Source organism: Leifsonia soli, from assembly GCF_013408745.1.
Taxonomy (GTDB): Bacteria; Actinomycetota; Actinomycetes; order Actinomycetales; family Microbacteriaceae; genus Leifsonia; species Leifsonia soli.
Genome location: NZ_JACCBJ010000001.1, coordinates 3,703,107 through 3,729,368, shown reverse-complemented (window position 1 = coordinate 3,729,368; position 26,262 = coordinate 3,703,107). Strand labels below are relative to the sequence as shown.

Annotated in this window: 29 protein-coding genes; 17 read left to right on the top strand and 12 right to left on the bottom strand. The window is 62.0% G+C overall.

Features of this window, described 5'->3' with window-relative positions; all coding sequences use genetic code 11:
- Nucleotides 1-163 precede the first annotated feature (163 nt).
- Nucleotides 164-1,831, bottom strand: coding sequence for an aa3-type cytochrome oxidase subunit I (ctaD, locus tag BJ963_RS18115; protein WP_179457835.1), 1,668 nt, complete (start codon nt 1,829-1,831; stop codon nt 164-166).
- Nucleotides 1,828-2,790, bottom strand: a complete 963-nt coding sequence (locus BJ963_RS18110; protein WP_246298106.1) for an SDR family NAD(P)-dependent oxidoreductase — start codon at nt 2,788-2,790, stop codon at nt 1,828-1,830. Before BJ963_RS18110 ends, ctaD begins: the two co-directional genes overlap by 4 nt.
- On the opposite strand from BJ963_RS18110, the gene BJ963_RS18105 reads away from it, so the two are divergent.
- Together BJ963_RS18105 and BJ963_RS18100 are read left to right on the top strand one after the other, a co-directional pair.
- The gene (locus BJ963_RS18105) at nt 2,698-3,315 is read left to right on the top strand and encodes a TetR family transcriptional regulator C-terminal domain-containing protein (RefSeq protein WP_179457833.1); all 618 of its coding nucleotides are present in this window, start codon (nt 2,698-2,700) and stop codon (nt 3,313-3,315) included. The genes BJ963_RS18110 and BJ963_RS18105 overlap by 93 nt on opposite strands.
- A 92-nt stretch (nt 3,316-3,407) precedes the next feature.
- On the top strand, nt 3,408-5,300 hold the full coding sequence (locus tag BJ963_RS18100; protein ID WP_179457832.1) for a Na+/H+ antiporter NhaA: 1,893 nt from the start codon (nt 3,408-3,410) through the stop codon (nt 5,298-5,300).
- 41 nt (nt 5,301-5,341) lie between these two features.
- Here the strand turns inward: BJ963_RS18100 and BJ963_RS18095 are convergent, their stop codons facing one another.
- Nucleotides 5,342-5,824 carry a GNAT family N-acetyltransferase gene (locus BJ963_RS18095; RefSeq protein WP_179457831.1) on the bottom strand — a complete coding sequence of 161 codons (483 nt, stop codon included), beginning with the start codon at nt 5,822-5,824 and terminating at the stop codon, nt 5,342-5,344.
- Entirely contained in the window at nt 5,821-6,177 is a 357-nt protein-coding gene (locus BJ963_RS18090; RefSeq protein WP_179457830.1) for a GNAT family N-acetyltransferase, read from the bottom strand. Before BJ963_RS18090 ends, BJ963_RS18095 begins: the two co-directional genes overlap by 4 nt.
- A 345-nt stretch (nt 6,178-6,522) precedes the next feature.
- Between BJ963_RS18090 and BJ963_RS18085 the strand changes: the two genes are divergently transcribed.
- From BJ963_RS18085 to BJ963_RS18075, 3 genes are all read left to right on the top strand, one after another.
- A complete protein-coding gene (locus BJ963_RS18085) occupies nt 6,523-6,885 on the top strand; it encodes a hypothetical protein (protein ID WP_218857125.1) in 363 nt (120 codons plus the stop codon).
- A gap of 178 nt (nt 6,886-7,063) precedes the next feature.
- A complete protein-coding gene (locus BJ963_RS18080) occupies nt 7,064-7,393 on the top strand; it encodes a hypothetical protein (RefSeq protein ID WP_179457828.1) in 330 nt (109 codons plus the stop codon).
- 105 nt (nt 7,394-7,498) lie between these two features.
- A complete protein-coding gene (locus BJ963_RS18075) occupies nt 7,499-8,152 on the top strand; it encodes a sigma-70 family RNA polymerase sigma factor (protein ID WP_179457827.1) in 654 nt (217 codons plus the stop codon).
- Nucleotides 8,153-8,325: 173 nt separating this feature from the next.
- Here BJ963_RS18075 and BJ963_RS19475 read toward each other — a convergent pair whose 3' ends face one another.
- Nucleotides 8,326-8,460, bottom strand: a complete 135-nt coding sequence (locus tag BJ963_RS19475; RefSeq protein WP_281363861.1) for a helix-turn-helix domain-containing protein — start codon at nt 8,458-8,460, stop codon at nt 8,326-8,328.
- A 289-nt stretch (nt 8,461-8,749) separates the two neighbouring features.
- On the opposite strand from BJ963_RS19475, the gene leuS reads away from it, so the two are divergent.
- Entirely contained in the window at nt 8,750-11,278 is a 2,529-nt protein-coding gene (gene leuS, locus BJ963_RS18070; protein ID WP_179457826.1) for a leucine--tRNA ligase, read from the top strand.
- Nucleotides 11,279-11,367: 89 nt separating this feature from the next.
- Here leuS and BJ963_RS18065 read toward each other — a convergent pair whose 3' ends face one another.
- Nucleotides 11,368-12,270: a protein phosphatase 2C domain-containing protein gene (locus BJ963_RS18065; RefSeq protein WP_179457825.1), complete on the bottom strand. Its 903-nt coding sequence runs from the start codon at nt 12,268-12,270 to the stop codon at nt 11,368-11,370.
- Between the two features lie 180 nt (nt 12,271-12,450).
- Between BJ963_RS18065 and msrB the strand changes: the two genes are divergently transcribed.
- From msrB to BJ963_RS18035, 7 genes are all read left to right on the top strand, one after another.
- Nucleotides 12,451-12,981: a peptide-methionine (R)-S-oxide reductase MsrB gene (gene msrB, locus BJ963_RS18060; RefSeq protein ID WP_179457824.1), complete on the top strand. Its 531-nt coding sequence runs from the start codon at nt 12,451-12,453 to the stop codon at nt 12,979-12,981.
- A gap of 4 nt (nt 12,982-12,985) precedes the next feature.
- On the top strand, nt 12,986-13,399 hold the full coding sequence (locus BJ963_RS19630) for a four-helix bundle copper-binding protein (protein ID WP_484497031.1): 414 nt from the start codon (nt 12,986-12,988) through the stop codon (nt 13,397-13,399).
- 1,105 nt (nt 13,400-14,504) lie between these two features.
- Complete coding sequence (locus BJ963_RS18055; RefSeq protein WP_179457823.1) at nt 14,505-14,789, top strand: hypothetical protein; 285 nt, start codon at nt 14,505-14,507, stop codon at nt 14,787-14,789.
- On the top strand, nt 14,786-15,115 hold the full coding sequence (locus BJ963_RS18050; protein ID WP_179457822.1) for a hypothetical protein: 330 nt from the start codon (nt 14,786-14,788) through the stop codon (nt 15,113-15,115). Before BJ963_RS18055 ends, BJ963_RS18050 begins: the two co-directional genes overlap by 4 nt.
- Nucleotides 15,116-15,340: 225 nt before the next feature.
- Nucleotides 15,341-15,895, top strand: a complete 555-nt coding sequence (locus BJ963_RS18045) for a hypothetical protein (RefSeq protein WP_179457821.1) — start codon at nt 15,341-15,343, stop codon at nt 15,893-15,895.
- A 16-nt stretch (nt 15,896-15,911) separates the two neighbouring features.
- The gene (locus BJ963_RS18040; protein ID WP_179457820.1) at nt 15,912-16,514 is read left to right on the top strand and encodes a hypothetical protein; all 603 of its coding nucleotides are present in this window, start codon (nt 15,912-15,914) and stop codon (nt 16,512-16,514) included.
- Nucleotides 16,515-16,603: 89 nt separating this feature from the next.
- Nucleotides 16,604-16,840 (top strand): hypothetical protein, encoded by a 237-nt coding sequence (locus BJ963_RS18035; protein ID WP_179457819.1) that lies wholly within the window; start codon nt 16,604-16,606, stop codon nt 16,838-16,840.
- 374 nt (nt 16,841-17,214) lie between these two features.
- Here BJ963_RS18035 and BJ963_RS18030 read toward each other — a convergent pair whose 3' ends face one another.
- Complete coding sequence (locus tag BJ963_RS18030) at nt 17,215-17,964, bottom strand: SDR family NAD(P)-dependent oxidoreductase (protein WP_179457818.1); 750 nt, start codon at nt 17,962-17,964, stop codon at nt 17,215-17,217.
- Nucleotides 17,965-18,048: 84 nt separating this feature from the next.
- On the opposite strand from BJ963_RS18030, the gene BJ963_RS18025 reads away from it, so the two are divergent.
- Nucleotides 18,049-18,678, top strand: coding sequence for a TetR/AcrR family transcriptional regulator (locus tag BJ963_RS18025; RefSeq protein ID WP_179457817.1), 630 nt, complete (start codon nt 18,049-18,051; stop codon nt 18,676-18,678).
- Nucleotides 18,679-18,964: 286 nt separating this feature from the next.
- Here the strand turns inward: BJ963_RS18025 and BJ963_RS18020 are convergent, their stop codons facing one another.
- From BJ963_RS18020 to BJ963_RS18010, 3 genes are read right to left on the bottom strand one after another with little or no spacing between them, the layout of a single operon-like run.
- Nucleotides 18,965-20,032, bottom strand: coding sequence for a sodium:calcium antiporter (locus tag BJ963_RS18020; protein ID WP_179457816.1), 1,068 nt, complete (start codon nt 20,030-20,032; stop codon nt 18,965-18,967).
- A 22-nt stretch (nt 20,033-20,054) separates the two neighbouring features.
- Complete coding sequence (locus BJ963_RS18015) at nt 20,055-20,555, bottom strand: DoxX family membrane protein (RefSeq protein WP_179457815.1); 501 nt, start codon at nt 20,553-20,555, stop codon at nt 20,055-20,057.
- A complete protein-coding gene (locus BJ963_RS18010; RefSeq protein ID WP_179457814.1) occupies nt 20,552-20,983 on the bottom strand; it encodes a DM13 domain-containing protein in 432 nt (143 codons plus the stop codon). Before BJ963_RS18010 ends, BJ963_RS18015 begins: the two co-directional genes overlap by 4 nt.
- 276 nt (nt 20,984-21,259) lie before the next feature.
- Between BJ963_RS18010 and BJ963_RS18005 the strand changes: the two genes are divergently transcribed.
- Together BJ963_RS18005 and BJ963_RS18000 are read left to right on the top strand one after the other, a co-directional pair.
- On the top strand, nt 21,260-22,093 hold the full coding sequence (locus BJ963_RS18005; RefSeq protein ID WP_218857124.1) for an SDR family NAD(P)-dependent oxidoreductase: 834 nt from the start codon (nt 21,260-21,262) through the stop codon (nt 22,091-22,093).
- 372 nt (nt 22,094-22,465) lie between these two features.
- Nucleotides 22,466-23,548 carry a hypothetical protein gene (locus BJ963_RS18000; protein WP_179457813.1) on the top strand — a complete coding sequence of 361 codons (1,083 nt, stop codon included), beginning with the start codon at nt 22,466-22,468 and terminating at the stop codon, nt 23,546-23,548.
- Between the two features lie 15 nt (nt 23,549-23,563).
- Here BJ963_RS18000 and BJ963_RS17995 read toward each other — a convergent pair whose 3' ends face one another.
- A complete protein-coding gene (locus BJ963_RS17995; protein ID WP_179457812.1) occupies nt 23,564-24,220 on the bottom strand; it encodes a response regulator in 657 nt (218 codons plus the stop codon).
- 39 nt (nt 24,221-24,259) lie between these two features.
- The gene (locus BJ963_RS17990; protein WP_179457811.1) at nt 24,260-25,447 is read right to left on the bottom strand and encodes a sensor histidine kinase; all 1,188 of its coding nucleotides are present in this window, start codon (nt 25,445-25,447) and stop codon (nt 24,260-24,262) included.
- A gap of 255 nt (nt 25,448-25,702) precedes the next feature.
- Here BJ963_RS17990 and BJ963_RS17985 point away from each other — a divergent pair, with 255 nt between their 5' ends.
- Nucleotides 25,703-26,260: a DUF4352 domain-containing protein gene (locus BJ963_RS17985; RefSeq protein ID WP_179457810.1), complete on the top strand. Its 558-nt coding sequence runs from the start codon at nt 25,703-25,705 to the stop codon at nt 26,258-26,260.
- Nucleotides 26,261-26,262 lie beyond the last annotated feature (2 nt).

Here is a 26,262-nt window from a genome sequence, read left to right as displayed (position 1 = left end):
GAAGGTCGATTGGTTAGCGTCCGGACCGTCTCGGACCTTTCCTACTTCGTTGCGGGGTCCGCTCGGATTTGTACCCCCACGTCGCTGTTCTCGACATTCACCCGGACATGGTCAGAGCCTCACCGTCCTAGCGGCGAGGCTCTGACATTGGGGTATGGCAGCTCTATACCCGCGATCCCAACACCCCCGGGATGGAGGCCTGCTCGGGATGGTTCAAATCGAACGCCGGCGACTCGGATCGGATGCGCGGAATGGAGGTGAAGTTATGCCGCGGCGGAGGGCAACTTGTAGCCCATTCCAACGACCGCCCGGTCCCCCACGGGTCGTTTACAGTCACTTTCGGGCCGCGGCGGGTTGTCACATATACGTTGAATAGGAACGGCAGCATCGACAATGCGAGGATTGCCGATCCGATCGATGACACCTGGTTCAACCAGGTGAATCCGTCTTGAGGCAGGTAGGTCGCGTATCTTCTTGGCATGCCGAGGGCTCCAAGCCAATGCTGGATCAGGAAGGTCATGTGGAAGCCGATGAACAGCAGCCAGAAGTGCACGTGGCCGAGGCGTTCGTTCAGCATCCTGCCTGTCCATTTCGGCCACCAGAAGTAGAAGCCGGCGAACATCGCGAACACGACGGTGCCGAATACGACGTAGTGAATGTGGGCGACGACGAAGTACGAGTCGGATAGGTGGAAGTCCAACGGCGGGGAGGCGAGTATGACTCCGGTTAGCCCACCGAAGGTGAACGTGATCAGGAATCCGATGCTGAAAAGCATGGGCGTTTCGAATGTCAGGGATCCCCGCCACATGGTGCCGATCCAGTTGAAGATCTTCACTCCCGTGGGCACGGCGATCAGCATTGTCATTAGCGAGAACCAAGGAAGCAAAACTGATCCGGTGACGTACATGTGGTGCGCCCAGACCGTGACCGCCAAGGCCGCGATCGCGATAGTCGCGTAGACGAGGGTCTTGTACCCGAACACTGGTTTACGACTGAAGACGGGGATGACTTCGGAGATGATTCCGAAGAACGGAATCGCGATGATGTAGACCTCTGGGTGCCCGAAGAACCAGAACAGGTGTTGCCAGAGAAGTGCTCCTCCGTTCGCAGCGTCGAAGATGTGCGCGCCGAAAGCCCGGTCGGCGAATGCCGCGAACACGGCGGCGGCGAAGACGGGGAAGACCATGAGCGCGAGGATGGACGTGACCAGCGCGTTCCAGGTAAAGATCGGCATTCGGAACATCGTCATGCCGGGGGCGCGCATGGTGATGATCGTGGTTATGAAGTTCACTGCGCCCAGGATCGTGCCAAAACCGGAGAGAGCGAGCCCTGCCATCCAGAGGTTCCCGCCGAGTCCCGGGCTGAACGTTTGACTTGCAAGTGGCTGGTACGCGAACCATCCGAAATCGGCCGCACCTTGAGGTGTGACGTACCCGCCGAGAACGATGAGGCTGCCGAAGCTGTAAAGCCAGTAGGACAGAGCGTTGAGCCGAGGGAAGGCTACGTCTGGCGCCCCGATCTGGAGGGGCATGATCACGTTCGTGAATCCGGCGAACAGCGGAGTCGCGAACATGAGCAGCATGACCGTGCCATGCATGGTGAACAGCTGGTTGTACTGCTCTTTCGTCTGCACAACCTGTAGGCCCGGCGCGAAGAGCTGAGCTCGGATTCCGAGGGCGAGGACACCGCCGAAGAGGAAGTAGATGAAAGAGGTGACCAGGTACAGGTACCCGATTCGCTTGTGGTCGGTCGTGGTGAACCAGTCGAGGGCTGTGCTCCGGCGCGTGTTCGCGTTTACCAGTTCGGCAGTATCGGGCCTGGCGGTAGTCATCTGTTCCCCTCCGCGATGGTGTGGCCGGCCGACCAGATGCGTCCGGTCTGGCTGGTGAGAAGTCGAGGAATCAGCGTCGAGGCCGAGTGTTCCGCACTCGTGAGTGTGCCGCCATCGAACCATCGCTGGAACCGAGCGTGGAGTTCGGGCCCGACGGTGTCAGGATTTTGAGCCCGAATCCATGCCTGCATGGCGGTGTCGACGTTGCCGGGTCGGAATGCATTGATGGTGACACCGGTGTGTGCGAACTCGGCGGCAAGGTTCAGAGTGTGCGCCTCGAGCGCGGCCTTTCCGGTCACGTACGCGTTCCCGCGGATCATCGATTCGGGCCGCTCGACGACGCCGCTCGTCACGTTGACGATTCGGCCCCAGCCGCGGTCCCGCATCGCCGGGGCCAGCCGCGCACTGAATGCGACCGGTGCGATGACGTTCAGGTCGATGTTTTCACGGAATGCGCTGAGTCCGACGTCTTCGGTAGGCCCGAGCGGCGCAACGGTTGCTGCATTGTTGATCAGGATGTCCACGCGCTCGAATCTGAGCGAAATCTCGTCAAGGATTTCAACCAACCGGGGTGGCACGGACAGGTCGACTGCGAGGCTGGTCGCATGCCCTCCGGCGTCGCGAATGATTTCGAGGGTCTCGTCGAGTTGCTCTTGCGTGCGGCCGAGCAAGCCTACCTGAGCGCCTGCGCCCGCTAGCTGGACCGCGACAGCACGGCCGATACCTCGGCCCGCACCGGTGACAAGGGCGGTACGTCCGGAGAGGGGTTGGGTTGACACTGGCGCGTCCCTTTCGTCGGTTCGAACGTCAGGGTCAATTGATAGCGAGGAGCAAATGTAATATCGAGTCCAAACTCTGGAGGATCTGTGACCGAAGCTGCCGCAGCCCGTGCGTTGACCCTGAAGGGTCAGCGAACCCGGGCGAAGATCGTGGATACTGCTGCACTGTTGATGTTCCATGACGGAGTCGCCGGCACGACCATCGAGGGCGTATGCGAGAGTGCAGGGGTCGGCAAATCGCAGATCTACCACTATTTCTCCGACAAGAATGACCTGGTCCGAGCCGTAATTGAGAGCCAGGCTGACCAGGTGCTAGGCGGCCATGACCCGTACCTTTCGAACATCCTCGGCTGGGAGACCTGGGATGCGTGGAGGAACTTCGTAGTGGACGTCCAACGTAAAGCGCAATGCGTGGGCGGGTGCCCGCTGGGCTCGCTCGCCAATGAGCTCGCCGACAGCGACGATCTGACTCGCAAGGTTCTGGTGAGAAGCTTCCAGCGTTGGGAGATGGCATTTCTCGACGCAGTCCAACAGATGAAGGACCTTGGCCTAATCCGCCAAGACGCGAACAACGGATTTATCGCGACCACTCTGCTCGCCGCCCTTCAGGGCGGACTGCTGCTCTGTCAAACGAGCCGAGATGTTGCGCCGCTACAGTCATCGCTCAACGGCGCCATCGGGTACTTGCGGACCTTCGCCGCATAAGCTTCCCGCCTCCACCTGCGCCGGGCTCTCCACCCGACGTCCGCAACCCCCGGAATTGCATCTGGACGATTTCGTCCCGCAAAGTTGAGCAAGTGAAGCCCCAAGCACCTCCCCCAGCATCCACCACTGGCCGGACCGACTGGATCCGTAGCCTTGGCTATCAGGTCGGGCGATTCGTGCGCACAGAAGCCGCCGGATCAGTCCTGTTGATCACGGCGATCCTTGTCGCGATGGTGTGGGCGAACCTTTCAGAAGCCAACTACCACGAGTTTTGGGCGACGGACCTGTCTGCCCATGTCGGAACCGCCAGAATCACGATGACTCTCCGCGAGTTTGTCAGCTCCGGGCTGATGACAGTGTTCTTCCTCGTTGTTGGGTTGGAAGCTCGCCGCGAATTCGACCTCGGGACGCTGCGGGACCATAGGCGGGTGCTTGTGCCCTTTGCCGCCGGGGTGGCGGGTATGGCTCTTCCGGTCGCGATCTTTCTAGCATTTAACGCCGGGACAGCGACCGCTCACGGCTGGGCTGTCGCGATGTCTACAGACACCGCTCTTGCCCTGGGTTTGGTGACCTTGGTCGGTCGAGAACTTCCCGAGCAGATCCGCGCTTTCATCCTGACGGTGTTCATCGTCGATGACTTGGTCGCATTGACGGTGATCGCTCTCGGCTACAGCGGACATGTCGAGATTGCTCCGCTCCTGGTTGCGCTTGGCGCGTTCGCTGCCATGCTGATTCTGCAACGAGTCCGACGTGTGCACTGTCTGGCGTTCCCGGCAGCCTTGGTTGCATGGGTGGGGTTGTTCTTTAGCGGTGTCGACCCGATCGTGCTCGGTCTCGTCGCCGGCCTGGTCACGCCAGCTCACGTGCCGGAGCGCGAACGATTGGAAGACGCGGCTGGTTCGTTCCGGCGTTTTCGGGAGCAACCCACTCCGAAGTCAGCGCGTCTGGCCGCACTGGGGTTGAACGGTGCTCTGTCAATGAATGAGCGCCTGCAGTCAAGATATCTTCCGTGGGCCAGTTATGTCGTGGTGCCGTTGTTCGCATTGGCGAACGCCGGCGTTTCGTTGCAGCCGTCTTTCGTCGCTGGCGCTCTGTCATCACCGGTGACGCTCGGCATCGTCGCCGGCTATGTCGTCGGGAAGCCCTTTGCCGTCATTCTGATCCCCACGCTGATCTCATGGTTCACCAGTGGGAGGCTGCGCCCGCCGGTGGGTTGGGCTGCGCTCACGGGCAGTGGCACAATCGCCGGGGTCGGGTTCACCGTCGCTGTACTCGTGGCGAGTATCGCGTTCACAGGGCCCGCGTTGGAGGAAGCGAAACTCGGCGTCCTGATCGCGGTCATCGACTCGACAGCGCTAACTTGGGTTGTTTTTCGGCTGACTTCCTTGCTTCGTCCCGATCGTCGTATGCGAGCGCTTCTCGGCGACGCCCCGGAAGTGCCTGAACTGGTGGTCCCGGTTGACCCGCATCGCGACCATGTCCGTGGGAACAGCTCAGCCATTGTCACCGTCGTCGAATACGGCGACTTTCAGTGTCCGTTTTGCGGTCGCGCAGAACGTGAGGTGCGAGAGCTGTTGTCGGCGGACGATGTGCGTTTTGTATGGCGCCACCTTCCGATAGTTGACGTGCACCCGCGAGCCCAGTCTGCTGCTCTGGCGGCCGAAGCAGCTGGGGTTCAAGGCGCTTTCTGGCAAATGCACGACGTGTTGCTGAGCAATCAGGACAGGCTGGAGGACGAGGATCTGCTGCGGTACGCGGAGATCCTCGGTCTCGACCTCGATCGATTTCACAAGGACCTGACGAATCCGCGCTTTGCCGATCGGATTGATGAGGATTTGCTTGGTGCGGATTTGAGTGGTGCCGCTGGCACTCCGACGTTCTTCATCAATGGCCGCCGGCACTATGGCGCATATGACGTCCGCAGTTTGCGGGCGGCCGTAATGCACGCGCGGGATCTGGCAGAAGCGACGACACGCGCCGGTTAGGTAGCATTACCGGTCGCGATAAGGCCGAGAGCCGTTCTCGGTCAGAGCCCGTCTTCGAACCTTGCCGGGTCGTCATCAACCGGTGTCTGAGTTTCAGCTTCCCCGCCGGGAAGTAGCCCGGGGTGGGCAGGGTCGAGGAGGCTCGCGTATTGCGGGTGCTCGTCGATAAACGAACGCACCAGTGGACAATAAACAGCGATGAGCTCGTTCTGATGGCGGAGTTCGTCGAGGACGCGACCGATGAATTCGGTAGCGACCCCTTTGCCTCGATATTTGGGGTCCACTGTGGTCTTCAGGAGGACGACGCGGCCTCCGACCCGCCTGTAAGGAAGGGTCGCTGCCTCTTCGCCGTCGATCCATGCTGCGTATTTGTCCGGGTGGGTCTGATGTACGAACTGCATGTCATAGGCGGACAACGCGACCTCGTTGCCAGGGGTTACGGCCGCGGGTCGATTCGGATCGTCAAGCAGTCCGTTCCCGTCGGGGTACCCAGCTTCGTCGGCGTACTCATCGATGGCACTCACTTGGTTAGCCCTTCCCATTCAGCGACGGGTGCGCGGCCGGGGTCCGTCGGGTCGACCAGGTCGCGATATTCGGGATGCTTCTCGAGGAAGTCGACGACTGCTGTGCACCAGACTGTGACCGTTTGGTGTTTTTCTCTAATGTCGTCGAGCATCGTGCTGATGAGCTTGGTGCCGATGCCGTGCTTCCTGTGGTGTTCCTCTATCGCGGCATGCGTGAGCGCAAGCCGCGTAGCGGAGACGTTCTCGTAGACGACAACACCGACGAGTTCGTCGTCTAGCAATGCCTCCCATGTGCGATTGGCCCGGTTGTTAGTGATGACCACGTCTGTGGGGTCCTCGAAACCGGACGCCATGTCGTTCCTCCGCTGATAGGGGCGCTTCGGGTTACTTGTGGCACCCGAAGCAGTTCCGATAGTTGTTGTTGCCCAGGGTGATGCGCTTGCCCGGTTCGGAATGAGTCGGGGAGGTTTTGCCGCCCCTTTTTGAACGCCGCGAGGACTGAGCGCCACGAGAGTGTTCTACCTTCATAGCCAGATCGCGTATGGAATCTCCAGTACATTTTCGAACCCCGTGCGCCGTCCTGCCAGCCCGCGGGCGCTTTCTCGGGCGACAGTATGACTGCCGCCTCTTCGCGTCGCAAACATCGGAAGACCAACCCGCGGGGTTGAAGTGTTGAGACTAGGAGGTTCGAGGAAGCCATGTTTGAGCCAGGTTACAAAGCGTCGTGCGCGGGACACCTCGAGTACCAGCCGCCGTGGCGGTCGACTGCCGCCGAGGCGATGGTGGACCTCGAGGACCACAAGTGGTTCTTTCACCACGAGGAGACCCTGACCCACACAGACATGATGGGGTTCAACATCGACTATCGGGACCCTTCGGACGAGGTTTTCGACCCCGCGGACCTCTCGCCTGCCAGCGGGGAACCGGATCCTCTTGATCCGAGCGAGAGGGCGGCATTGGACTCCGCGTTCAGTGACTTCTTCGACACCGCATCCAAAGTGTCGCCAGCGGCGGCGTTCCGCGCCGGCTGGCTCTCACGAGCGGGCTATTCGCATCGGTGAGCCTGATCTTCTGCGTGGTCCGACCGTAAGGTCCTCGACAGTTATTGCCGCCAACTGATGTGCGGGGGCCGATCGCACCAATCCCTGCGTCGGCTCGGTACGCGTCGAGTGAATGAGATCGCGTTTCACCGGCACAGCGAAGTGATTGCTCTCGCACCAACGAGGAAGGGGAGGAATAATGTCCGATCGCTCGACCATCGGGAATACGCACGATCACGGACCCATCAGTGCGGAGGACATCCCGCGCGCCGTCACCGCAGCCCAGCTGGTGTATGAAGATGGCTCAACTCAGGAGTTCCGCTCTGACGGTACTACTACCTATATCGAGGGTGGCCGCCCAACGGCGGGCGAATGGTACGTCGACGAGGAGGGCAGGTTCTGCTCGTTCTGGCCGCCGAGCTATCGGGCCTGCTACGAGCTCAACTGGGTCGTTGAGTCGGGCGAGTTCGTTGGCGTCGCGTTCCGAGAAGTGGGGCGCGGGGCCGTGTTTGTGGGGCGATACGCCTGATGAAATCAGAACGCGAAGCTTGCGCGGCCGGCGACATGCCTATTCTGAAGGCAGACCGATCTCCCGCCGTCCCGGCCCCCGAATCCAACACCCGGCCGTGATGTCATGTCGAATAAGACTCTGACCCGACAGCGCGTCGATCAAGCCCGCGATGACCTCGACAGTCAAGAGCGCCCGAAGAGGACGATTAGGCCCGAGGCGAATCGTGATGATTTGTTGTTTGAGCAACAGGTGCTTCCGTACACCGATCGCTTATACGCGATGGCGCTTCGCATGACGCGGAATCAGGCGGACGCTGAGGACCTCGTGCAAGACACGGTTGTGAAGGCATTCGCCGCCTTCCCTCGGTTCAAGCAGGGCACGAACCTCAGAGCCTGGCTCTACCGAATCCTGACGAACACTTATATCAACACATACCGAAAGAAGCAGAAGGAGCCTTACCAAGCCGCTCTCCACGACCTCGACGACTTCCAGCTTGGTACTGCGGGTTCACTAACCTCTTCAGCTCCGAGGTCTGCGGAAGCAGAAGCGATCGATCGCTTACCGGACAGCGCAGTGAAGGATGCGCTTGAGTCCGTACCCGAAAATTTCCGAATGGTCGTGTACCTAGCGGACGTCGAAGGTTTCTCTTACCAGGAGATCGCAGACATCATGAAGACGCCGCTGGGCACTGTGATGAGCCGCTTACACCGCGGCCGCCGGCTCCTACGCGACCAGCTAAGTGACTATGCGCGCGAACTCGGAATTATAAAGGAATAGCGGCTTCGGATAATCCGGGCGACTTTCGCCCCCGCGCATGGACGCTGGGCCGCCACCATCGCGTCTCTCAACTCTGACTATGCAGCGGAGCGATTCCATCGCGATAGCTGTCCGAGGCCGCATCCGAGTGTGCAAGCGGGAGCCGAGTCGGCCTGCATGTTCCAACGCGGGGGTCACTCGACAATTCCGGGCCACAGCGTGACCCCGAACCACCGTTCCAGCTTCGCAATCGTCACCAGGTCCGGCCACGAATCGCCGGACAGCACCAATCGGAGGACATTGTGGTCCATACCAGCATTCATCGCCACGGATCTAATGCTTGCCTCCCCCATCTGCACCCTGAGGTTCAGCACCAGTCGGCGCGCTGTCTCCTGGATCGGATCGTCGCGTTCGGTATGCGGCCAGCCCTCCGTGTCGCCGGCATTCGGAGCCGGTCGATGAGGTCTAGGCATAAGTAAGAGGTTAGCGGTGAGGCGGCGCTCGTGGTGTCGAGTACGAACAACAGAGATGGCACTGAAACGGCGAGCACGCCCGGGCCCAGAAGATATACCCGCCAGTTGGCGGGCGTCGCCCGCGCTAAAGGAGAAGGGAGGTCCGGTGAACATATCGGACTTAGTAGGACGCCCGTACGCTGAAGTGATCGAAGAGTTGGAGACTGGTGTACAGGGCCTGTGGGCCAGCTGGAACGTCAACGCGGTTGACCTGGACACGAGTCGAGAGAAGCGGCGCTACGTGCTCGGAATGTTTCCGTACCCCTCGGGCAAGCCGCACCTAGGACACATCTTGGTCTACTCGATCGCAGACGCTTTGGCTCGGCTCGGCCGATTCAAAGGGGAAGAGGTATTGAACCCGCTCGGCTGGGACGCTTTTGGTCTGCCAGCCGAGAACGCCGCGATTCAAAACGACGCCCGACCTGAGGAATGGACTGCAACCAACATTCACGACATGCGGCAACAGATCTATCGCACCGGGTTCTCCTTCGACCCCACCCGCGAACTTAACACGTCGTCCCCCGACTTCTACAGGTGGACGCAGTGGCTGTTCCTCAAGCTATACGAACACGGCCACGCCTACCGCACCCTCAGCTGGGTCAACTGGGACCCGGTGGACGGAACTGTGCTAGCCAACGAGCAAGTTATCGACGGCCGTGGTTGGCGCAGCGGAGCAGTCATTGAGCGGCGGCAGATGGAACAGTGGAGCCTCCGCATCACCCAGTTTGCACAAGAGTTGCATGACGGTCTCGATGAGTTGACAGGCTGGTCACCGCGGGCGCTTAGCGCTCAGCGGTCATGGATTGGACGTTCTGAAGGTGCGGAGATCACGTTCGCAATCGAAGGGACAGGTCACACGGTCGATGTCTTCAGCACACGGCCAGAAACAGTCTTCGGGGCGTCGTCGATCACACTTGCCCCCGAACACCCGCTAACCCTGGAACTTGTTAGCCCAGAAGAAGCCGCGAAAGTGAGCGAATACATCCAGGTCTCCCTACGTAAAACAGAACTCGACCGGCAAACCCAGAACACCAAGACGGGCGTCCGACTCGGCCGTAATGCAATTCATCCGATCACCGGTGACCGGATCCCGATCTTCGTCAGCGACTACGTTCTTTCAACGTATGGCTCAGGCGCAATCATGAATGTGCCGGCGCACGACCAACGCGACTTTGAATTCGCGACCGCACACGACCTCCCGATTCCCTTCGTGATCCTTCCTCCGAACGGTCAGTTCCCGATGGCGAAGCCTGACCGGGCGTACACCGGTGATGGGATCATGACCGGATCCGGCGAATTAGATGGCCTGTCGAATTCGGCGGCAAGCGACGCAGCTATCGCAATGCTCAGCGAGCGAGGAGTTGGAAAGGCCAGCGTGCGATTCAGGCTGCGCGACTGGTCAATTGGCCGCCAACGATATTGGGGCTGCCCCATCCCTATGCTGGAGTCGCCCACAGGTGAATGGCGACCCGTACCGTACGATCAGTTGCCGGTGAGATTGCCTACCGATGTCGTATTCGGTGTTGCTGGTGCTCGCTCCCCGCTTGCAACTTCCGAGAAGTTCCGGATAGTACAGACACCGGAAGGCGAGATCCTTCGCCGCGAAGTCGACACAATGGACACCTTCATGGATTCCGCCTGGTATGCGTGGCGTTTCCTCGCTGGCAGCACGGACGAAGCCTGGCCCCTTTCCCACGCCGACAACTGGATGCCCTTGGACTATTACGTCGGTGGATTGGAGCATGCCTCACAGCACTTGCTGTACTTCCGCTACATCTCACACTTCTTGCATTCAATCGGGTTTACGCCGACTCGTGAGCCTGTACGCCGATTCTTGGACAGCGGTTTGATCAAGCTCGGCGGCGCCAAGATGAGTAAGAGCAAAGGCAACACCGTGAGCCCGCGAGACATAATCGCGGATTATGGCGCCGACGCTCTTCGCCTGTGCCTGCTGGCTGATACGCCGTTCGAACTCGACCGGGAGTGGAACGTGAAGACTGCTGCGGCCAAGATGAAGTTCCTGTCTAGCGTTTGGCGATTAGGTGGACAGATCGCACGAACGACGGACGGTCGTGTCATCACGGAGGCACCAAACGTATCCGATGATTGGAGCGTTGGCGCTCTAGCCATGTTGAGCGAATTTGCTGAGGCAATTGAAGCTGCTGTTGATCAGCGACGTTCATTTCACAACGCGGTCGCTCTGCTTCATTCCTTCTTCAACGTGATCGCTCATTTGACGACCGAAGTCGGTGAGTCAGAGGCTCGCGCCGAAGTCCTCAATTTCATCTTCCAGAGCTATCTGAAGGGGCTGGGACTCTTCGCGCCACATGTGGCTGAAGCCCTCTGGCAGGCGACAACGTGTGGGGCTGGAAGCCTGTTCTCTCAACCGTGGGTACCGCACCTCCAGGTGAGCCGAAGCTCAGCTGAGGTTCAACTTCCTGTCCAAGTCAATGGAAAGCTGTTGACCGTGGTATCAGTAGCAGCACCCTCACCGGACGAGGAGCTCCGAGAGGTGCTCCCGGATCTCGTAGGGGAACGGCTATCCTCAGCCCTGGAAGCCGGACACCTCGAGCGTGTCGTTGTCGCGCGTGGGACCGATGGGCGCCCCCGCCTGGTGAATTACGTCGTCAGGTGAGAGCCCCGAGCAGGCAAGATGCTCGGCACGTGACGAGGCTCGACGTCGAACGCGCGCCTGAGCAGGCCGCCTCGGCAGAACATCGCAAGCTAGGCAAACGGTCCCTCTCCCAGAAACGGAGACGGCTCTACCTTTCCTACCCCGCTTGCGGTGACGCCAGCTGCGGCGGATCCTCCGAAGACGGGGTTGTGAGGCGGCGGTCCGAGCAAAGAGATCACGTCGGCAACCACGACGCTGACGTTGTCTCGGGTCCGGTTGTCTTTCGCGGCTTGCACCAGAACTTCGGCTGTTGCTTGCGGGTGTGCGCGGGCCGCGAGTATTCGGTGAATGGTGCGCATGGGCACGTAGTCTGTGAGGCCATCACTGGTCACGAGCCACCGGTCGCCCAGGTGAGGGATTTCGTCGACAATGTTGATTGCGGCCGTGTCTTGGTTGTCTCCGCTGAGGACATTCGTCACTACTGAGCGGAAAGGGTGTGTCTGCGCTGCGTCGGCTGTGAGAGTCCCGGCATCGATTAGGTCCTGGATGTACGAGTCATCGCGCGTAGCTTGCGTCAAGAGTCCATCTCGGAGGCGATACGCGCGTGAATCTCCAACGTGCGCGACCCGGATGATCGCGCCGTCGGAGAACGCCCCAGTGAAGGTCGTAGCCATGCCTCTCAGCGCCGGCTGTTCCCGTACCCGCCGCATCAGATCGACGTTGGCCTCCGCGAGTACCTCGCGTAGGCGCTCCACTGACATCACCTTGCCGTCGGTGCTTTCGAGCAGAGCGCCAATTCGGTGGGTGACGGTCGACGAGGCGACCTCACCAGCTGCCAGGCCACCAACTCCGTCGGCGACGAACACGGACCATCGGGAGACGTAGAGCGAATCCTCGTTACCTTCTCGATAGTCGCCGGTCATTGAGCATGACCCGGCTGAGAACCCGAACATCGGTAGTTCTTGGACGTGGGCAACGCTTGCTTCCGCGCTCGAGTCGTTGGTGGGCGGCACCCTTCCACCCTAGGACGGGGAGTGCTACGTCGCATCCCAACTCGGATTGAGCGACGGTAGGTCGGAATCCCGCCGAGATGAATTGCCCTCCCACGTTTGGGGGTAAGAGCGGCTCAGGACGCAAGAGCTAACTGGTCGATCGGTGGGGCACCCAAGTAGCACCGACACAAAGGAGATGACATGCCGAATAACTACCGGAAGAGCGAGGACGCGTTGAATCGCCTGACAGATGCCCAGTTCAGGGTGACTCAGAGGAATGGAACGGAGCCGCCGTACCACAACGAGTATTGGGATAACGAAGCCGAGGGTATCTACGTCGATGTTGTTTCCGGCCAGCCTCTGTTCTCGTCCCTGGACAAGTACGACTCTGGAACGGGTTGGCCGACTTTCAGCCGGCCGATCGCGCCCGACGCAGTACGGAATGAGATCGAGAACTCAGTGTGGTCAACACGTATCGAAGTGCGGTCAACCGGCGCCGATAGCCACTTGGGGCACCTTTTCGATGATGGCCCTGAGGCACTCGGCGGCCTGCGGTATTGCATGAATTCCGCAGCGTTGCGCTTCGTCCCTGCCGATCAGCTCGAGGAGCAGGGTTACGGTGAGTTCCGCGATCTGTTCGAGGAAGGCGGCGACCACACGCATCAAGGCGTGTCAGTGGCGAACATACTGGCTTCGTTTGCGCGCGAGGACGGCGCAGCCAAAAGGAGGTAGCGAGATGTCGCTTGCGATCAAAGAGATGGCGCACGCTCATCCTGGCGGCGCGTTCGACTTCGACGAGGTGCTGCTTGCCTGCATCGAGGAGTGCCTCGCATGTTTGCAGGCGTGCTCAGCCTGCGCTGACGCTTGCCTTGCAGAGCCTGACGTTGCGAACCTGGTCAAGTGTATCCGAACCGATCTGGACTGCTCAGATGTGTGCGCGTCAACAGCCAATGTTCTGACCCGTAGGACCGATTGGGACTCTGCGGTTATACGTGCGGTCGTGGAAGCCTGCCTGGTGAGCTGCATAACTTGCGCAGAAGAGTGCGAACGCCACGCAGCTCACCACGAGCACTGCCGAATCGCAGCCGAAGTCTGCCGTCGCTGTGAACGAGCGTGTCGACGTCTCCTCGCTGCGATTACCCCCTCCTGATCGGTCACGGTCGGGTACGCAGACGAAGTGGTATGAGCGACACAGCTCTGCGCGCTCTTGTAAACGCGATCGTTTCGGCTGAACGCGCGTCGCGATAGCGGACTCTGCCCGCAGTTTGCGCGTGCCGCCGCCCACGCATTGCGGATCCGAGGACGGAAAGACGGCCATTGGGAGGTCGAGGCGCAAATACATCGCATCGCTTGTAGGTGACCCTGAGATGTAGCGCAAGCTGCTCGATGTCCCGACGGGCCAGGTCGCAAAATTTCTGAATTGCCGCGCACTAGCGAAGGTACGTGAACGTCTGTATTTTTAACCACGCGCGGTAAGCGTGCGTGGAGGCGGATATGGATCAGGTGACAGGTCGAGGTCTCATTCCCTGGCCCGAAGCTGTTGTCGCAGCGATGACCCTTCGTTCCCTGCCCGGGGTTCACTCCGATGTTCCGATTGGGTGGGCGCCGGCAGCCTTGGCGGTTGTCGCTGGGCATTTGGCGAACCGCCCCGGAAGCGTCATCTTTATCTCAAAGGATGGCGGTGGGTTCTCGACGACGTTCGCGGCCGGGACGCTCGTTGATGCAGAGGCGGAGGTTTACCCGCATCCTGGCTCCTGGTATGGCGGTGAGATCGCGATGCATTCATGTGAACTTTGCGCTCGCCCGGGTCGCCGTCACCGGGTACCGGATGGCGTCTTCTGCGACAGCTGTGTGATTCTCACCTCCGGTGACGAACCGGACTTTGCACCGAGGCTTCCGTTAGCTCCCGATGTAGAGGATGCATACCGCACCCTTCCTCCGATCCGTTCGCTCGTCACAGTCCCTGCTGGGTGGGCGCCGCTTGTCCGGTCGGTGCTGAAACGGCTTGGCGACGGGTCAGGAGCCGACCTTGTCTTCGCTGATGAAGGTGACCATCTTGTCGTCGTATCCGCGCCGGACGCTGCCGATCGGATCGCTGCGGTGAACAGGACGCTGGTGACATTGACCCGCGAACGGTGCCGATACTGCGGTCGGCCGGTCGAAGAAAGCTCCTTCTCCCCGGGCGCTTGCGACGGCTGCCTCGCAGTTCAAGCACGCGGGTGGGAGACAACTACCGAGTGGCGGGAGCGCCAATCGTGACCGACGAGAACATGGATGTTCCAGCGTTCCTCCGGTCACTACCGGTAGGTGCCGTCTTCACCCACGCGCAACCGCACCAGCAAGCCGACAGCTGGATCAAAATTGGAGAAGACACGTACCGCCGCACGTACTCATGGGTCAGGTTCAACGCTGACGACTTCCGCGAATGGACTCACGCCGAACTCACCGAGCCGGTCGACTATTCGATCACCCAAGAAGAAGCCGACCAGATCGAAGCGCGCGAGCGGAGCCGCCCCGGTCCACGGGAAATGGGCCAATGACAAACCCGGACAACGGCAACACACCGACCGAGCTCGCCGACGACGACCGAGGCGTCTGGCTCGTGGAGACAACCAGCGGTTCCATCTACCGGTTTGACCTCGACGCGAACACTGTAGAACGCGTCGGAGGCGAACCGCGTCGGCCGACTGCGCCGGCGGATTCGTTGCAGTCTCTGCGGTCGTTGATTGAAGTTCGGGTGGGGCGGCCGGGGCGGTGGTGGATGCGGAACACGACTGGGGGTTTTACGAACCCGTCGGAGCTGTGGCAGTGGAGTTCTGTCATTGTGAGGATCACGGCTGCGGTGGACGGTGACGACGATGTGTGAGCTGCGGCGGCTCGACCGCCAAATATTGGAGTTGCCGAATTATCCGGCTACTCCAATAAAACCGTTGACGTGCCGGTTCGGGGTGCTGCTTTGACCCGGGTGAAGGTGCGGACGTCGCTGACGATGCGGGACCGTGGGCGGTGGCTGATCACCACTGAAGATAACGAGTTCGCTGTTGATTTCCGGTCAGGCGCTGTTGAGCAGTGTGACTCGAATGGTTACCTGGTGCCTCTTCTCGACGACCCGTCCTTAGCTGTGGAGCGTGTCGACTGGATTCAGCTGGGGCAGACCGCACGGCTTTGGCTGAGCAACCCATCGCTCGGATCTCGGAGCCCAAGGCACAGTCTGGAAACCACCGGCCGCGTCCTCTCCATCGTCTCGGACGACCGGTCACGGTCGCAGCTGCGACGGCAGCAACTGCCTACGGCGGTGCTTGGCTACGCGTACAGCCCGGAAACGATATCGGAGCTCCTCGACGTCGGGTCGGAGCAACTCAGATCAATGGTCGCTGACAACCAAGTGCTTCAGGTCGTCGGCGCGCACGGCGAGGCCGCGTTCCCCGTGTTCCAGGTGACTGATCAGCACAAACTCCTTCCCGGCCTTGGGCAGCTGCTCGGCGAGCTCGCTGACGCGGTCGACGACCCGTGGACGTGGTGGATCTGGCTCGCCCGACCTGACATCGCCTTCGGTGGCCGCGCCCCGTGGGAGCTCCTCCGAGACGGCGAAACCAACAAAGCGATCCAGGCGGCCGGAAGAGCCGCTTGGGCATGGCGGCCGTAACGAGAAGGAGAACATCATGAACGATGACTGGGGCGACGAGACCTTGGAAGAGTTTATGAAGGCCGCGGCCGCCGATACCGGGCGGCGCCTCGACGCCGACGAAGCAGACCCGATCAGCCCAGAAGCGGTGCGGGAACTCCTCGAACAGGACGACGCCGGACCGCACGCCTACAACGACGGGCCACCCGCACCCGCACAGGAAAACACTCCCCCACCGGGCGCCCCCGACCGACTCGACAACGATGACGTCAACGAACAGATCGCAGCCGTACCCGTCTTCCCCATACTGACCGAACCCGCATCAAGCGACACCGCACCAAAAAGCGGACGATGGGAAGTCGTCACGGAAGCGAGTCGGTATCACCTGGACCTGGATCTTGAACTGCTCCGGCGGGTACGAGGGACGGTGAAACCGAGCGCTGAGGTTGCATTCCCATCGAAGCTGCGGGACCACGACCGCGGGTGGATTCGATTGCTCAGGATCGTACAGTTAGAAGTGGGTAAGCCGGCAATCTTCGACATCGAATCACTCGGCGGCCCGGAGATGCTGTTCACCCGCCGTTCCACCACCTACGTCCTGTCAATTCGCCAGCTTGCAGACGATGAAGCGTTCGCCTAGGTCGTCGGGCGTCGTGCGCGCTGTGCCCGGCGACTAGAGTCCTGTGTCGCGAACAGTGAAGGTCTCGCGAAGACGCGAAGGAGACAGCGGTGGTCAGCTATCGTGCGATTCTGCTCGACGGGAACCATGTGTACGACGAGGTGGAAGTCGACGTCGAGACTGTTGACGCGCCGTTGCAGCATCACCCTCGCCGCATCGAGGTAGACGGCGAACAGAAGACCGCGCACTACGAGCTGATCAGCATGAGCGATTACCCGCCGAACGTGCACTACCAGCTGTATGCCGTTACTGACGTCACGGAAAAAGACGAAGACGACGAGGCCTAAAACCATCGGGGCGGCCTGAATATGCGCGTCACTCATGTGATCATTCGCGGAATGGATGGTTCGCTATTCGTCGAGGTCTCCGATTCGCTCCATCCGTATGTCCGCGCAGTGAGAGAGCCGAACCCAATCTGGCGTAGAGGCCGTGCGCGTCGTGCATGGAAGAGCGATGCGTCGCAGACCCAGGGGTGGGAGTAGTTGACGACACCCGCGATGCGGTTCCACGCGCCAGGCCGGCAGGGTGCTTGGCTGAGGCGCATCAGCGCCGGTTGGAAGTGGCGTCAGGTGACGCCACCTCCAACCGCTACTCAGCGAGGCATCCCAGAGCTGCGTTTACGAGACGCCGCAGCAGGCTGGCCCAGCGTCGGCGTCTTCCGTCAGACGGCGATCCGGCCACCGTCGACAGGCAGCACTGCTCCGTGAACGTGGCGGGCGTCGCCGGATGCGAGGAACACGATCGCGTCGGCAACGTCCTCTGCGTTGCCCGGTCGACCGGCCGGGGTGGCCGAGGCCAACTGGTCGAGCCCTTCTCCCATGCCGACGGTGCCCTCTGTGCGCGTGGGGCCGGGGCTGACTGCGTTGACCCGCACGCCCGAGGGGCCGAACTCGGCGGCCCAAGCCTTCGTAAGCAACTGCAGGGCCGCCTTGCTCGAGCCATAAAGGGCCATGCCTGCCATGCCGAAGTTGGCGACCATCGTGGTGACGTTGATGATCGCGCCGGCGCCCGCCGCGACCATCGCGGGAGCGAGCGCGGCGACGAGGATGAACGGAGCTCTGACGTTCACGGCGCTGACTGACTCGAATTCGCCGTCTGTCACATCCACGGTCGGCCCGAAGGGGAAGACCCCAGCGTTGTTGACCAGGATGTCCACCCGACCACCCGAGATCTCCAGGGCCCGTCGGGCAAGCTCACGAACACTCTCAGCGTCGCTCAGGTTCGCAGCGACGAAGTCAGCCCTGCCGCCGGCGGTGCGGATAGCGTCGACAGTGGCCTGGCCGCGCTCTGCGTCCCGTCCGCTGACGATGACGTGCGTGCCGCCCTGAGCGAGCTTCAGGGCCGTTGCGCGGCCGATGCCGCTTGTGGATCCCGTCACCAGAGCCGTCTTGCCGGTGAGATCGATTGCCATTTTCTTCCTTCGTTTGGAGTGGGTCCTCCAATCCTGACGTCAGGAAAATGGAGTGTCCACTACAAAACTGGTAGCCTCGCCATCATGGCGCTTGCGACTCCGACCAACCGACCTGGCCGGGGCTTCACGGCCAAAGGGTGGGCAACCCGCCAGCGGATCGTGGATGCGGCCTCGAAGCTGATCCTCGAACACGGCGTCGAGACCGCGACACTGGAGGAAATCCAGAGCGCAGCGCAGGTGAGCGCCTCACAGCTCTATCACTACTTCACTAACAAGAGTGCGCTGATCTTGGCGGTGATCGACCATCAGACAGAAGCAGTGCTCGGTGTCCACCGCCCTGCGCTGGATCGGCTGGACAGCTTCGAGGCCCTCATCGAATGGCGGGATGTCATCGTCGCGACGCTCGATGCGCAGAACTGCGTCGGCGGATGCCCCCTCGGGTCGCTCGTCAGCGGGCTCGCCGAGTCCGATCCGATCGCGCGCGGCGCGCTAGTAGAGTCGTTCGCCGAGTGGGAGCGTCTTCTGCGAAGCGGCCTGGTCGCCATGCGCGACCGCGGCGTGCTGCGGAACGATGTCGACGTGGATGCGCTCGCGCTCAGCATGCTCGCAAGCGTGCAGGGCGGCCTGCTGCTGAGTCAGGCACGCCGCGACTCGAGCGCCGTACGGGTCGCAGTCGACACCGCAATCGACCACCTCCGCACGCTGACGCGCTAACAGGCAGCACTTGGCAACTTGCTATCGCGATGACCCTTCAGAGCCGGCGCATGCCCGCGATCGCGACCGCACAACGGGCCGCTGAAAATCGATAGGTTGCGGGTTCTTCTTGAGCGCCCTGGCTCGCGAAGTCGGCGGCCCATAACGCCAGGCTTGCGTCGTTGTGACGGCAACAACAGGTCCAAAAGTTCTATACGTTCTGGAGAGTGCGGCTCACCACCTATTCGACTAAAGGTGACAGCGCGCCTGCCAACTCAATGCGCTTCGAGACACGCCCGGGCAACTGTCAGAAGTCACTGACGACAAGCAGTCCTGCCGTACCAACGACGTAGAGGACGAAAACGAAGACGGAGTCGATTCCCATTCCAAGGATCTTTCGTTGGGGACGGAAAGCGATCCCAAGAAGGAAGACGAGGGTAAGAAGGATCCCGAGCGCGGTGAGGTAGATGTCAGCGGCTTGAGCTTCGGGAAGAACGGCTTGACCGGAAATGACCGTTGCGACGAGAAAGAGAACGGGCAGGAAGGCGTTGCCGCCGAAAATATCGCTGACTGCGAGTTTGTAGTCGCCCATTCTGATTGCAGCAAGTCCGGTTGAGATTTCGGGAAGTGCGGTGGCGAGCGCCAGCACTGTAGCGCCGAAGAAGATACCCGAGAGCCCGGCCCGGTCCGCGATGACGCTCCCGCTGCGCTCGAGCGCGACACCCGCCAGCAGAGTAATGAGGGCAGCAATGAGAAAAGCGGTCAAAGCTTTGGCCGTGCTGGTTCCCGCCGACGTCGCCATCTCTTCCTGAATGACTCGACTATGTCCCATCGGTTCCGGTTGGGAATCAGGGGCTTGTCCGCCGTCGTACCACGACATGCCATTCCCTGCTCGCCTTACAAGAACCAGACCGGCTACCCATATCGCCGCTATCAGCACGGTATCCGGCGTCAGTCGAAAGAAGATCAGACCCGGCGGCATTTGACTCCCAGCGATCACCACAGAGAGGACCGCAATAACCAGACCAGCCTCGACGATCAGCGCCAAGGAGCCGGCGCGATAGGTCAGAGACTTCACCCCGCGCACCCCGATAAGGTCCAGGAGCGCAAGGACCACGGTCTGGATTGCGACACCGCCAAGGATATTTCCGACAGCGATCGAGAGATTTCCTTGGCTCGCGGCGCTCACGGTAATCGCCAGTTCAGGAAGATTGGTTGCGATGGCGAGGAGAATGAGTCCCCCAAACGCCGCTCCGAAGTGAAACCGCTCGGCGAGAACGTCGGTGTAACGGCTGAGTTGGATTCCCGCGACCCAGATCGCGCCGACCGCGACGATGAAGATCAGAATCAGCAGCCAGAACGGTAGCGACGCCATGTGCGAGGTCTGTTTTCGCCGTTCAGAACCAGACGCGCACCGGTGCGGGCGCCGAGCTCAGCCTGGAAAGCCGGCGCTCGGCGATGGCCGAGATTGAGAGGGCGCGAGCAGCGACCGGCCAGGCGATGACGACCACCGACAGTGCGACCATCACCGGGTATTCCCAGATGAGCTGATCTGCCGACCAGTACAGCAGCAACGTCAACACGGAGATGAAGGCGGATGCACGCGTAAGTACGCCGAGGACGAGCGCGATACCGAGAGCTGTCTCCAGCAGCGGCGTCGCAAACCCGAAGAACCCATGCAGGGGCCGCATAACGGTGTCCGCGAAGAGCGCGAAGTAACCCGGGACACGCGAGTTCGTGGCTGCACCCTGGATTACGAAGCCGATGTCTGCCCACCCGAAACCGGCGCGGTACTTTAGCGCTCCCTCCATCAGCCAAAGCGCGCCGAGGGCGACCCTCGCCGCCCCGACAACGAAGGACGGGACGGAGAGGGCCGCAGAAGTCCGGCTTACGGTCATGAGAGGGAGGCGGCGCCGAAGGTCGCCTTGGCCTTGTCGCAGTGCACGACGACGTTCGCGTACCGCGACACGTCGATGCCCTTGAGCGAGAAAGTCTGGTCGGCCTTGTCGTGGGCGACGCTCATGATCTCTTTGCCGGCAGCGACTGCTGACTCATCGGTGCCGTTCGTGAGGTAGAGGTGCAGGTCCGGGCCCTCATCTGAAGAGAACCCGGAGAGCCTGATCGTGTCGCCGCTGATCATGACCGTGCCGGCAACCTTCTTGCCGTTGAGGCCGGAGAATGTGCCGGTGAGCGTCGCGGTGGAGCTCGAAGACGCAGCCGAGGTGGTTGCGGGATCCGAAGAGGTCGAGCCGTCCGAGCCCGAGCAGGCCGTGAGTCCGGCGGTCAGGGCCACGACGGCCGCTGCGAGGGCGAGTGTCTTGCGCATGTGTTGGTGTCTCCTTGTGGTTCCCGGCTCGATCGCTTACCCGGCTCATTTGATTGGGTACCTCCCAGTAGCGCCGCACTGCGAGTGCTTCTTACCCGACCGGCATGATTTCGTGTTCTTCCGCCCGGGCGGATGACCGCTCGTCAGGACGGCTATCTCGCCCACGAGCGGCCCATTGACTCGGCCGCCACGCGCGGTTAGTCGTTCCCACAGATTCGCGGGAGTGCACCATCCGCTCCAAAGTAATCTTCCGTCGGTCTTAGACGCCTATAAGGCATGGTCTCGCCGGTGGCGGGCCTCTACCCTGTCGCCGCAGGTCACCACGGGCGCGGCATCAACGAACACAATTTTGGAGTGAATGCCATGTCGGCACGTACAGCCCTGATCACTGGCGGGACCAGCGGAATCGGCAGGGCCACCGCACTCTCCCTGCATGAGCGCGGTTACCGGGTTGCCATTACTGGGCAGCGGGATGAAAGCGTCGCGCGGGCACGACAGGAACTGCCGGAGGAGATCCTCGTCCTTCAGGCGAACGCCCGTTCACTTACCGACATCGACCGGGTGGTGGCGGAGGTTGGTGCTGAGTTCGGGCATTTGACGACGCTGTTCTTGAACGCTGGCACCAACCGGCCGATGAGCCTCGACACGTGGGACGAGGCTGCGTACGACGAGGTGTTCGACGTGAACACGAAGTGCGTCTTCTACACCCTGGTGAAGGCGCTGCCGCTGCTGACCGACGGAGGGTCGGTCATCGTCACTGTCGGCATCGGGGCAACCCGAAGCCTGACAGGTAACGTGATCGCGGCTGGTTCGCACGCTGCGATCCTCGGGATGATTCCGACCCTCGCGCTGGAGCTCGCACCCCGCCACATCCGGATCAACGCGGTCAGCCCGGGCATGACTGACACCCCGATGACTCGAGCCGGGGTCGGCCAGGCGTTCGACGATGTTGAGGGTGCGCTTGCGGCGATGGCTGACAGCAACCCGTTCGGCCGGCTGGGCCGACCCGAGGACGTCGCCGGAACCGTCGCTTACTTGGCCTCTGATGACGCCGCTTACGTCACCGGGCAGGAGATCGTAGTGTCCGGCGGCGCAGGACTTGCCATCTGAGACCAAGGCGATTTGGGTCCTGAGCGGACCAAAGCGAACCGGACGATATGGTTCCGTTTATCCGCCACCGACGCTACTATCAATCGCGTTGCGCGCCGAATCGTGGACGGCGCGTGAACGCGCCACCAGTTTTGGTGACAGCAGTTTCAGCGGCTAGGCCCAAAGCCGCTGGTGCCCGGTGCGGTCCCCCGCCCATCGGGTGAACGAGAGGCCCGGTCACACCCATCGACCGGGGCCTCTTGGCGTTTCTCGGGGACCGCGTCTCTGGTCGGCAAACTGTTCGCCTTTGACGGGCCGCCCGCTCGTACGCCGTTGCCTCCCCCTGCGGCGCCACGGCTAGAGTGCTGCGCATCACCGTCGATCGGAGTGCGGATGCCCAGGCCCGACATTCTCGCCCTTCCCCTGCCGGAAGGCTCAGAACCTCAGGCTTCGCTGATTGATCTTGCCGCCGACGCTTACAGATCCCAGTGGCCGGATGCAGAGTTGACCGTGTTCACCGACAACGACGTCGAGTTCCTCTTCGACGCGAATCCCGGTGTGGACAGGACTGTCCTCGCAGTCGGCAGTCCGCGCACCCCGGTCGAGCCGCGCGACGTCTCCTATCAGCGTGGCTACCCGCTCACTGATCGCTCCGTTCGGAGGCTCGACCGCGGGCACTTCGTGCCCTATACCGGGGGCGGAGGTTTCGGCCCGAACCTGTTCGCTCAGGACACCGCCCTGAACCGCGGGTGGTCGAAAGAGGGACGTGAGTATCGAGCGTTCGAACGCCGAGCTGTCTCAGCAGCTGACGCGCTGATGTTCGCTTTCCCGACCTACATCGACACCTCATCTTTCCCCGCATTCATCCAACTTGGGCTTATGCCTCGTACCCGCCGGGAGACCCGCACGTTCCGCAACAGGTACGACGAGGAGGCGCTCTGCGGGCAAGATCGACTGACAGTAGAGCTTTGGGGTGCCACAGACCACCAGGTCGGCGGGCTTGGCGAGGAAACCGTGAGCGTCTTTCTGCGAAAGGAGCTCGGAGCGCAGATCATCACGATGAGTGACGCCGGCATGGAACGAACCGACGGACGGCAAGATCTCGACATCGTCGCCTGGCTCGGCGACACGTTGATCGCATACGAGGTAAAGACCACGTTCACGTCCCGGCGTGCCGGCACCCTCAACCACGCCGGGAATCTCCATCGCCCACGCCTGCGACGAACCAAGATCGGTTCCAGGCAAGCCAGCCAGCCCTACGCCGCCGACAGACTCGGCGACATAATCGACATCACCGCGGACTACGCAGGGATCGACGTTCAAGTGGTGGTCGTCGACTTTGAACTAATGGCGCTGCAGTTCTTCAACGTCGACGACGCGGGGCGCCGGCTAAGCGCCGCCAGCCCCGTGATGCCATGTCGGGAAGCGGCGGAGGTGGCGCTCAGAAGGATTCTCGACCACCGTGGGTACCTCTGAGTAGAGGGTGCCGCGCTACTGTTCAGCTCGCGCCGCGATTACAGCAAGTTCCGTCCTCGTCCCGACACCCCATTTCGTGCGGACGGTTGCGAGTGCGGATTTGACCGTCGAATCCGCGACGAAGAATTGTCGGCCGAGTTCGGCGTCTGTCGCACCGGTGGTCAACGCGGTCACGTAGTCGCGTTCCCGGTCGGTGAGCATGTTCATCTTCTCGATGGCGTCGCGGCGCTTCTCGGACGCATTGGAGTCACGTACCCACAACGTCAGCTGTTTCGCTGCACGAGGCGAGAACGCGGCGTCACCTGCGGCAACCTGGCGGACAGCTTCTAGGATCCGGTTCGGGTCGTCTCCTTTGAGCATGAACCCTGCAGCGCCCGCTGACACAGCTTCAAGCACTCGTCCGTCTTCGTCGAACGCGGTCATCATCAGGAATGACGGGCCGGCGTCCTTGTGTTCGCGGACGACGGCGACACCGTCCATCCGCGGCATCCGCACGTCGCAGAGGACGACGCCAGGGCGGAGCCGTGCGAGAGCGTCGCCGACCTCGTCGCCGTCGCTGCACCGGCCGACAACCTCGACGTCCGAAGCTGTTTCGAGGAGCGAAATCATGCCGTTCGCCGCCATCGTGTCATCGTCGACGACCAGCACACGGATTGGTCGCGGGTCGGTCACAGGCGCGAGTCTACCGCCGGTGCGCCCGCTGGCCCGGCGTCAACGGGCGACGGGATACCAAGGCAACCAGGCGAGGACGGTAAAGGTCCCTTCCGGTGTCGGCCCTGCCTGGAAAGAACCGCCGACGAGTGCGACACGTTCGCTCATACCGGTTAGCCCGTGCCCGCCACCGGTCGAAGTCGGGGCAACACCAGGTATCAGCCAGTTGGACGCGGTGATACTGATTCCGCTGTCCGGGCCGCCACGGACATCGACACGGAGCCCCACACCTGGCGCATGCCGGCGGACATTCGAAATGCTCTCTTGAACGATGCGGTAACACGCGTGAGCGACATGTGGGTCGCACGTCGACGGGTCGTTCACCAGGATCTGCGCTCGCACGTCGACTCCATCGCGGAGCGCGTCATCAATGAGGCTCCCGAGATCACCTAGACCAGACCCGGGGGTGGACGCTGACGGATTTCGGAGGGCGTGGACGACATCGCGCAGCTCGTCAAGGGAGAGCTGCGCTGTTTCACGTACCGCCTTCGCCGCCGCAGCAGCTCGAGGGTCTGTCCCGTCCACCGTCAGCTCCAACGCCCCTGCATGCAGCGACAGAGAACTCAGCCGCGCCGCCAAAGTGTCATGGAGCTCACGGGCGAGCTCCTGCCGTTCCCGCTCCCGGGACACCTCCTGATGAAGGACGGTCACGTTCCGGTTCGCCTCCGCCGTGGTGAGCCGCGCGGCGTCGCGCTCCCGGCGAAGCTGCCGCGCGAACCCGAATGCGGCGAACGGGGTCGCCGCGACCGCAGCGAGCAAGGGAACGACCCAGAACAGAGCCAACCGTGCCGGTGTCCCCTCACCGGGGTTGTTCACAAAACCAGCGAGCAGAGACGCATGAGTGACGACATCCCAGGACAAAGACACCACGACCGCGAGATACGTCCCCGCTACAAACAGCCACCGTCGGACTCCCGACGTCGCAGCTGTCACCGCAGCTACCGCGACCAGCACCGTCAACGGGCTGGTAGGGAACATGACGGTCCCTGCGATCGCCAATGCGGACACCAACACCGGGAACCGGTGACGCCACACCAGCATCACGGCCACGCCGATCATCGCGAACGCACCCACATTCGCCAGCAGCTTCACCGGCGCCGGGAACGTGGACTCGGCGGTGCCGTGGATACCAGCACCAGAGATGGCGAGCAGCGCGCACACCACCGATAAGCAGATCGAGCCTGTCAACGCCCAGCCGCGGCGCGCCCGAGAAGGAGCGGCTGAAACGGACGGTGCCGCCCAACCGTCAGCACGCGGAGGGGGAAGGGTCATGCACCGATCGTATGGGCGACTGACACCGCTGGCCCACTGCCGTTCGTCTGTGCGTCACCCCTCATTTCGTACATGCAACAGTGACCGATCCGTGGTGCCGCACGCGCCCGCAGGTCCGCTGTGCTGAGTAGGAGCCGAAACCCGGCCCCTATTCACCAGGAGGAACCCCGCATGCTCCGCAGCATTGCCCGCACCACCACGATTCTCGCAGCGACCGTCGCCGTCGCCGGACTTACACTCACCGGTTGCAGCGCCGGCGGCGCCGCCGGCAGCGGTTCCGGCGGAGCGACCGAACCGGCGCGTTCGGCAGCCGCGGCGCCGACCTCGGCCGGCGTCGGCCTGAACACGCCGCTGACGGTGGGCACATTCACCTACACAGCCACCGCCATGAAAGACGCTGGCCCAACCGTCGGGTCCGCACCGCTCACGCAGACCGCCCAAGGCACATACATCGAGGTTGACTTCACCATCGCCAACGCAGGCAACAGCGCCGCCACCTTCCTCTCCAACTACGTGAAGTTGAAGGACGCCACGGGGAAAACGTACGACGCGGACCCCACCGCTTCTCTCTACGCGAGCCCTAACCAGCAGGCATGGGTCGCTGCGATCAACCCCGGCAACACCCTGACCGGTCCGATCCTCTTCGACGTCCCCGCCGGCACCCAGCCGACCAGCGTTCTCGTCTCCGACAACGCGTTCAGCGGCGGCAAGGAAATCCGACTGCAGTAACC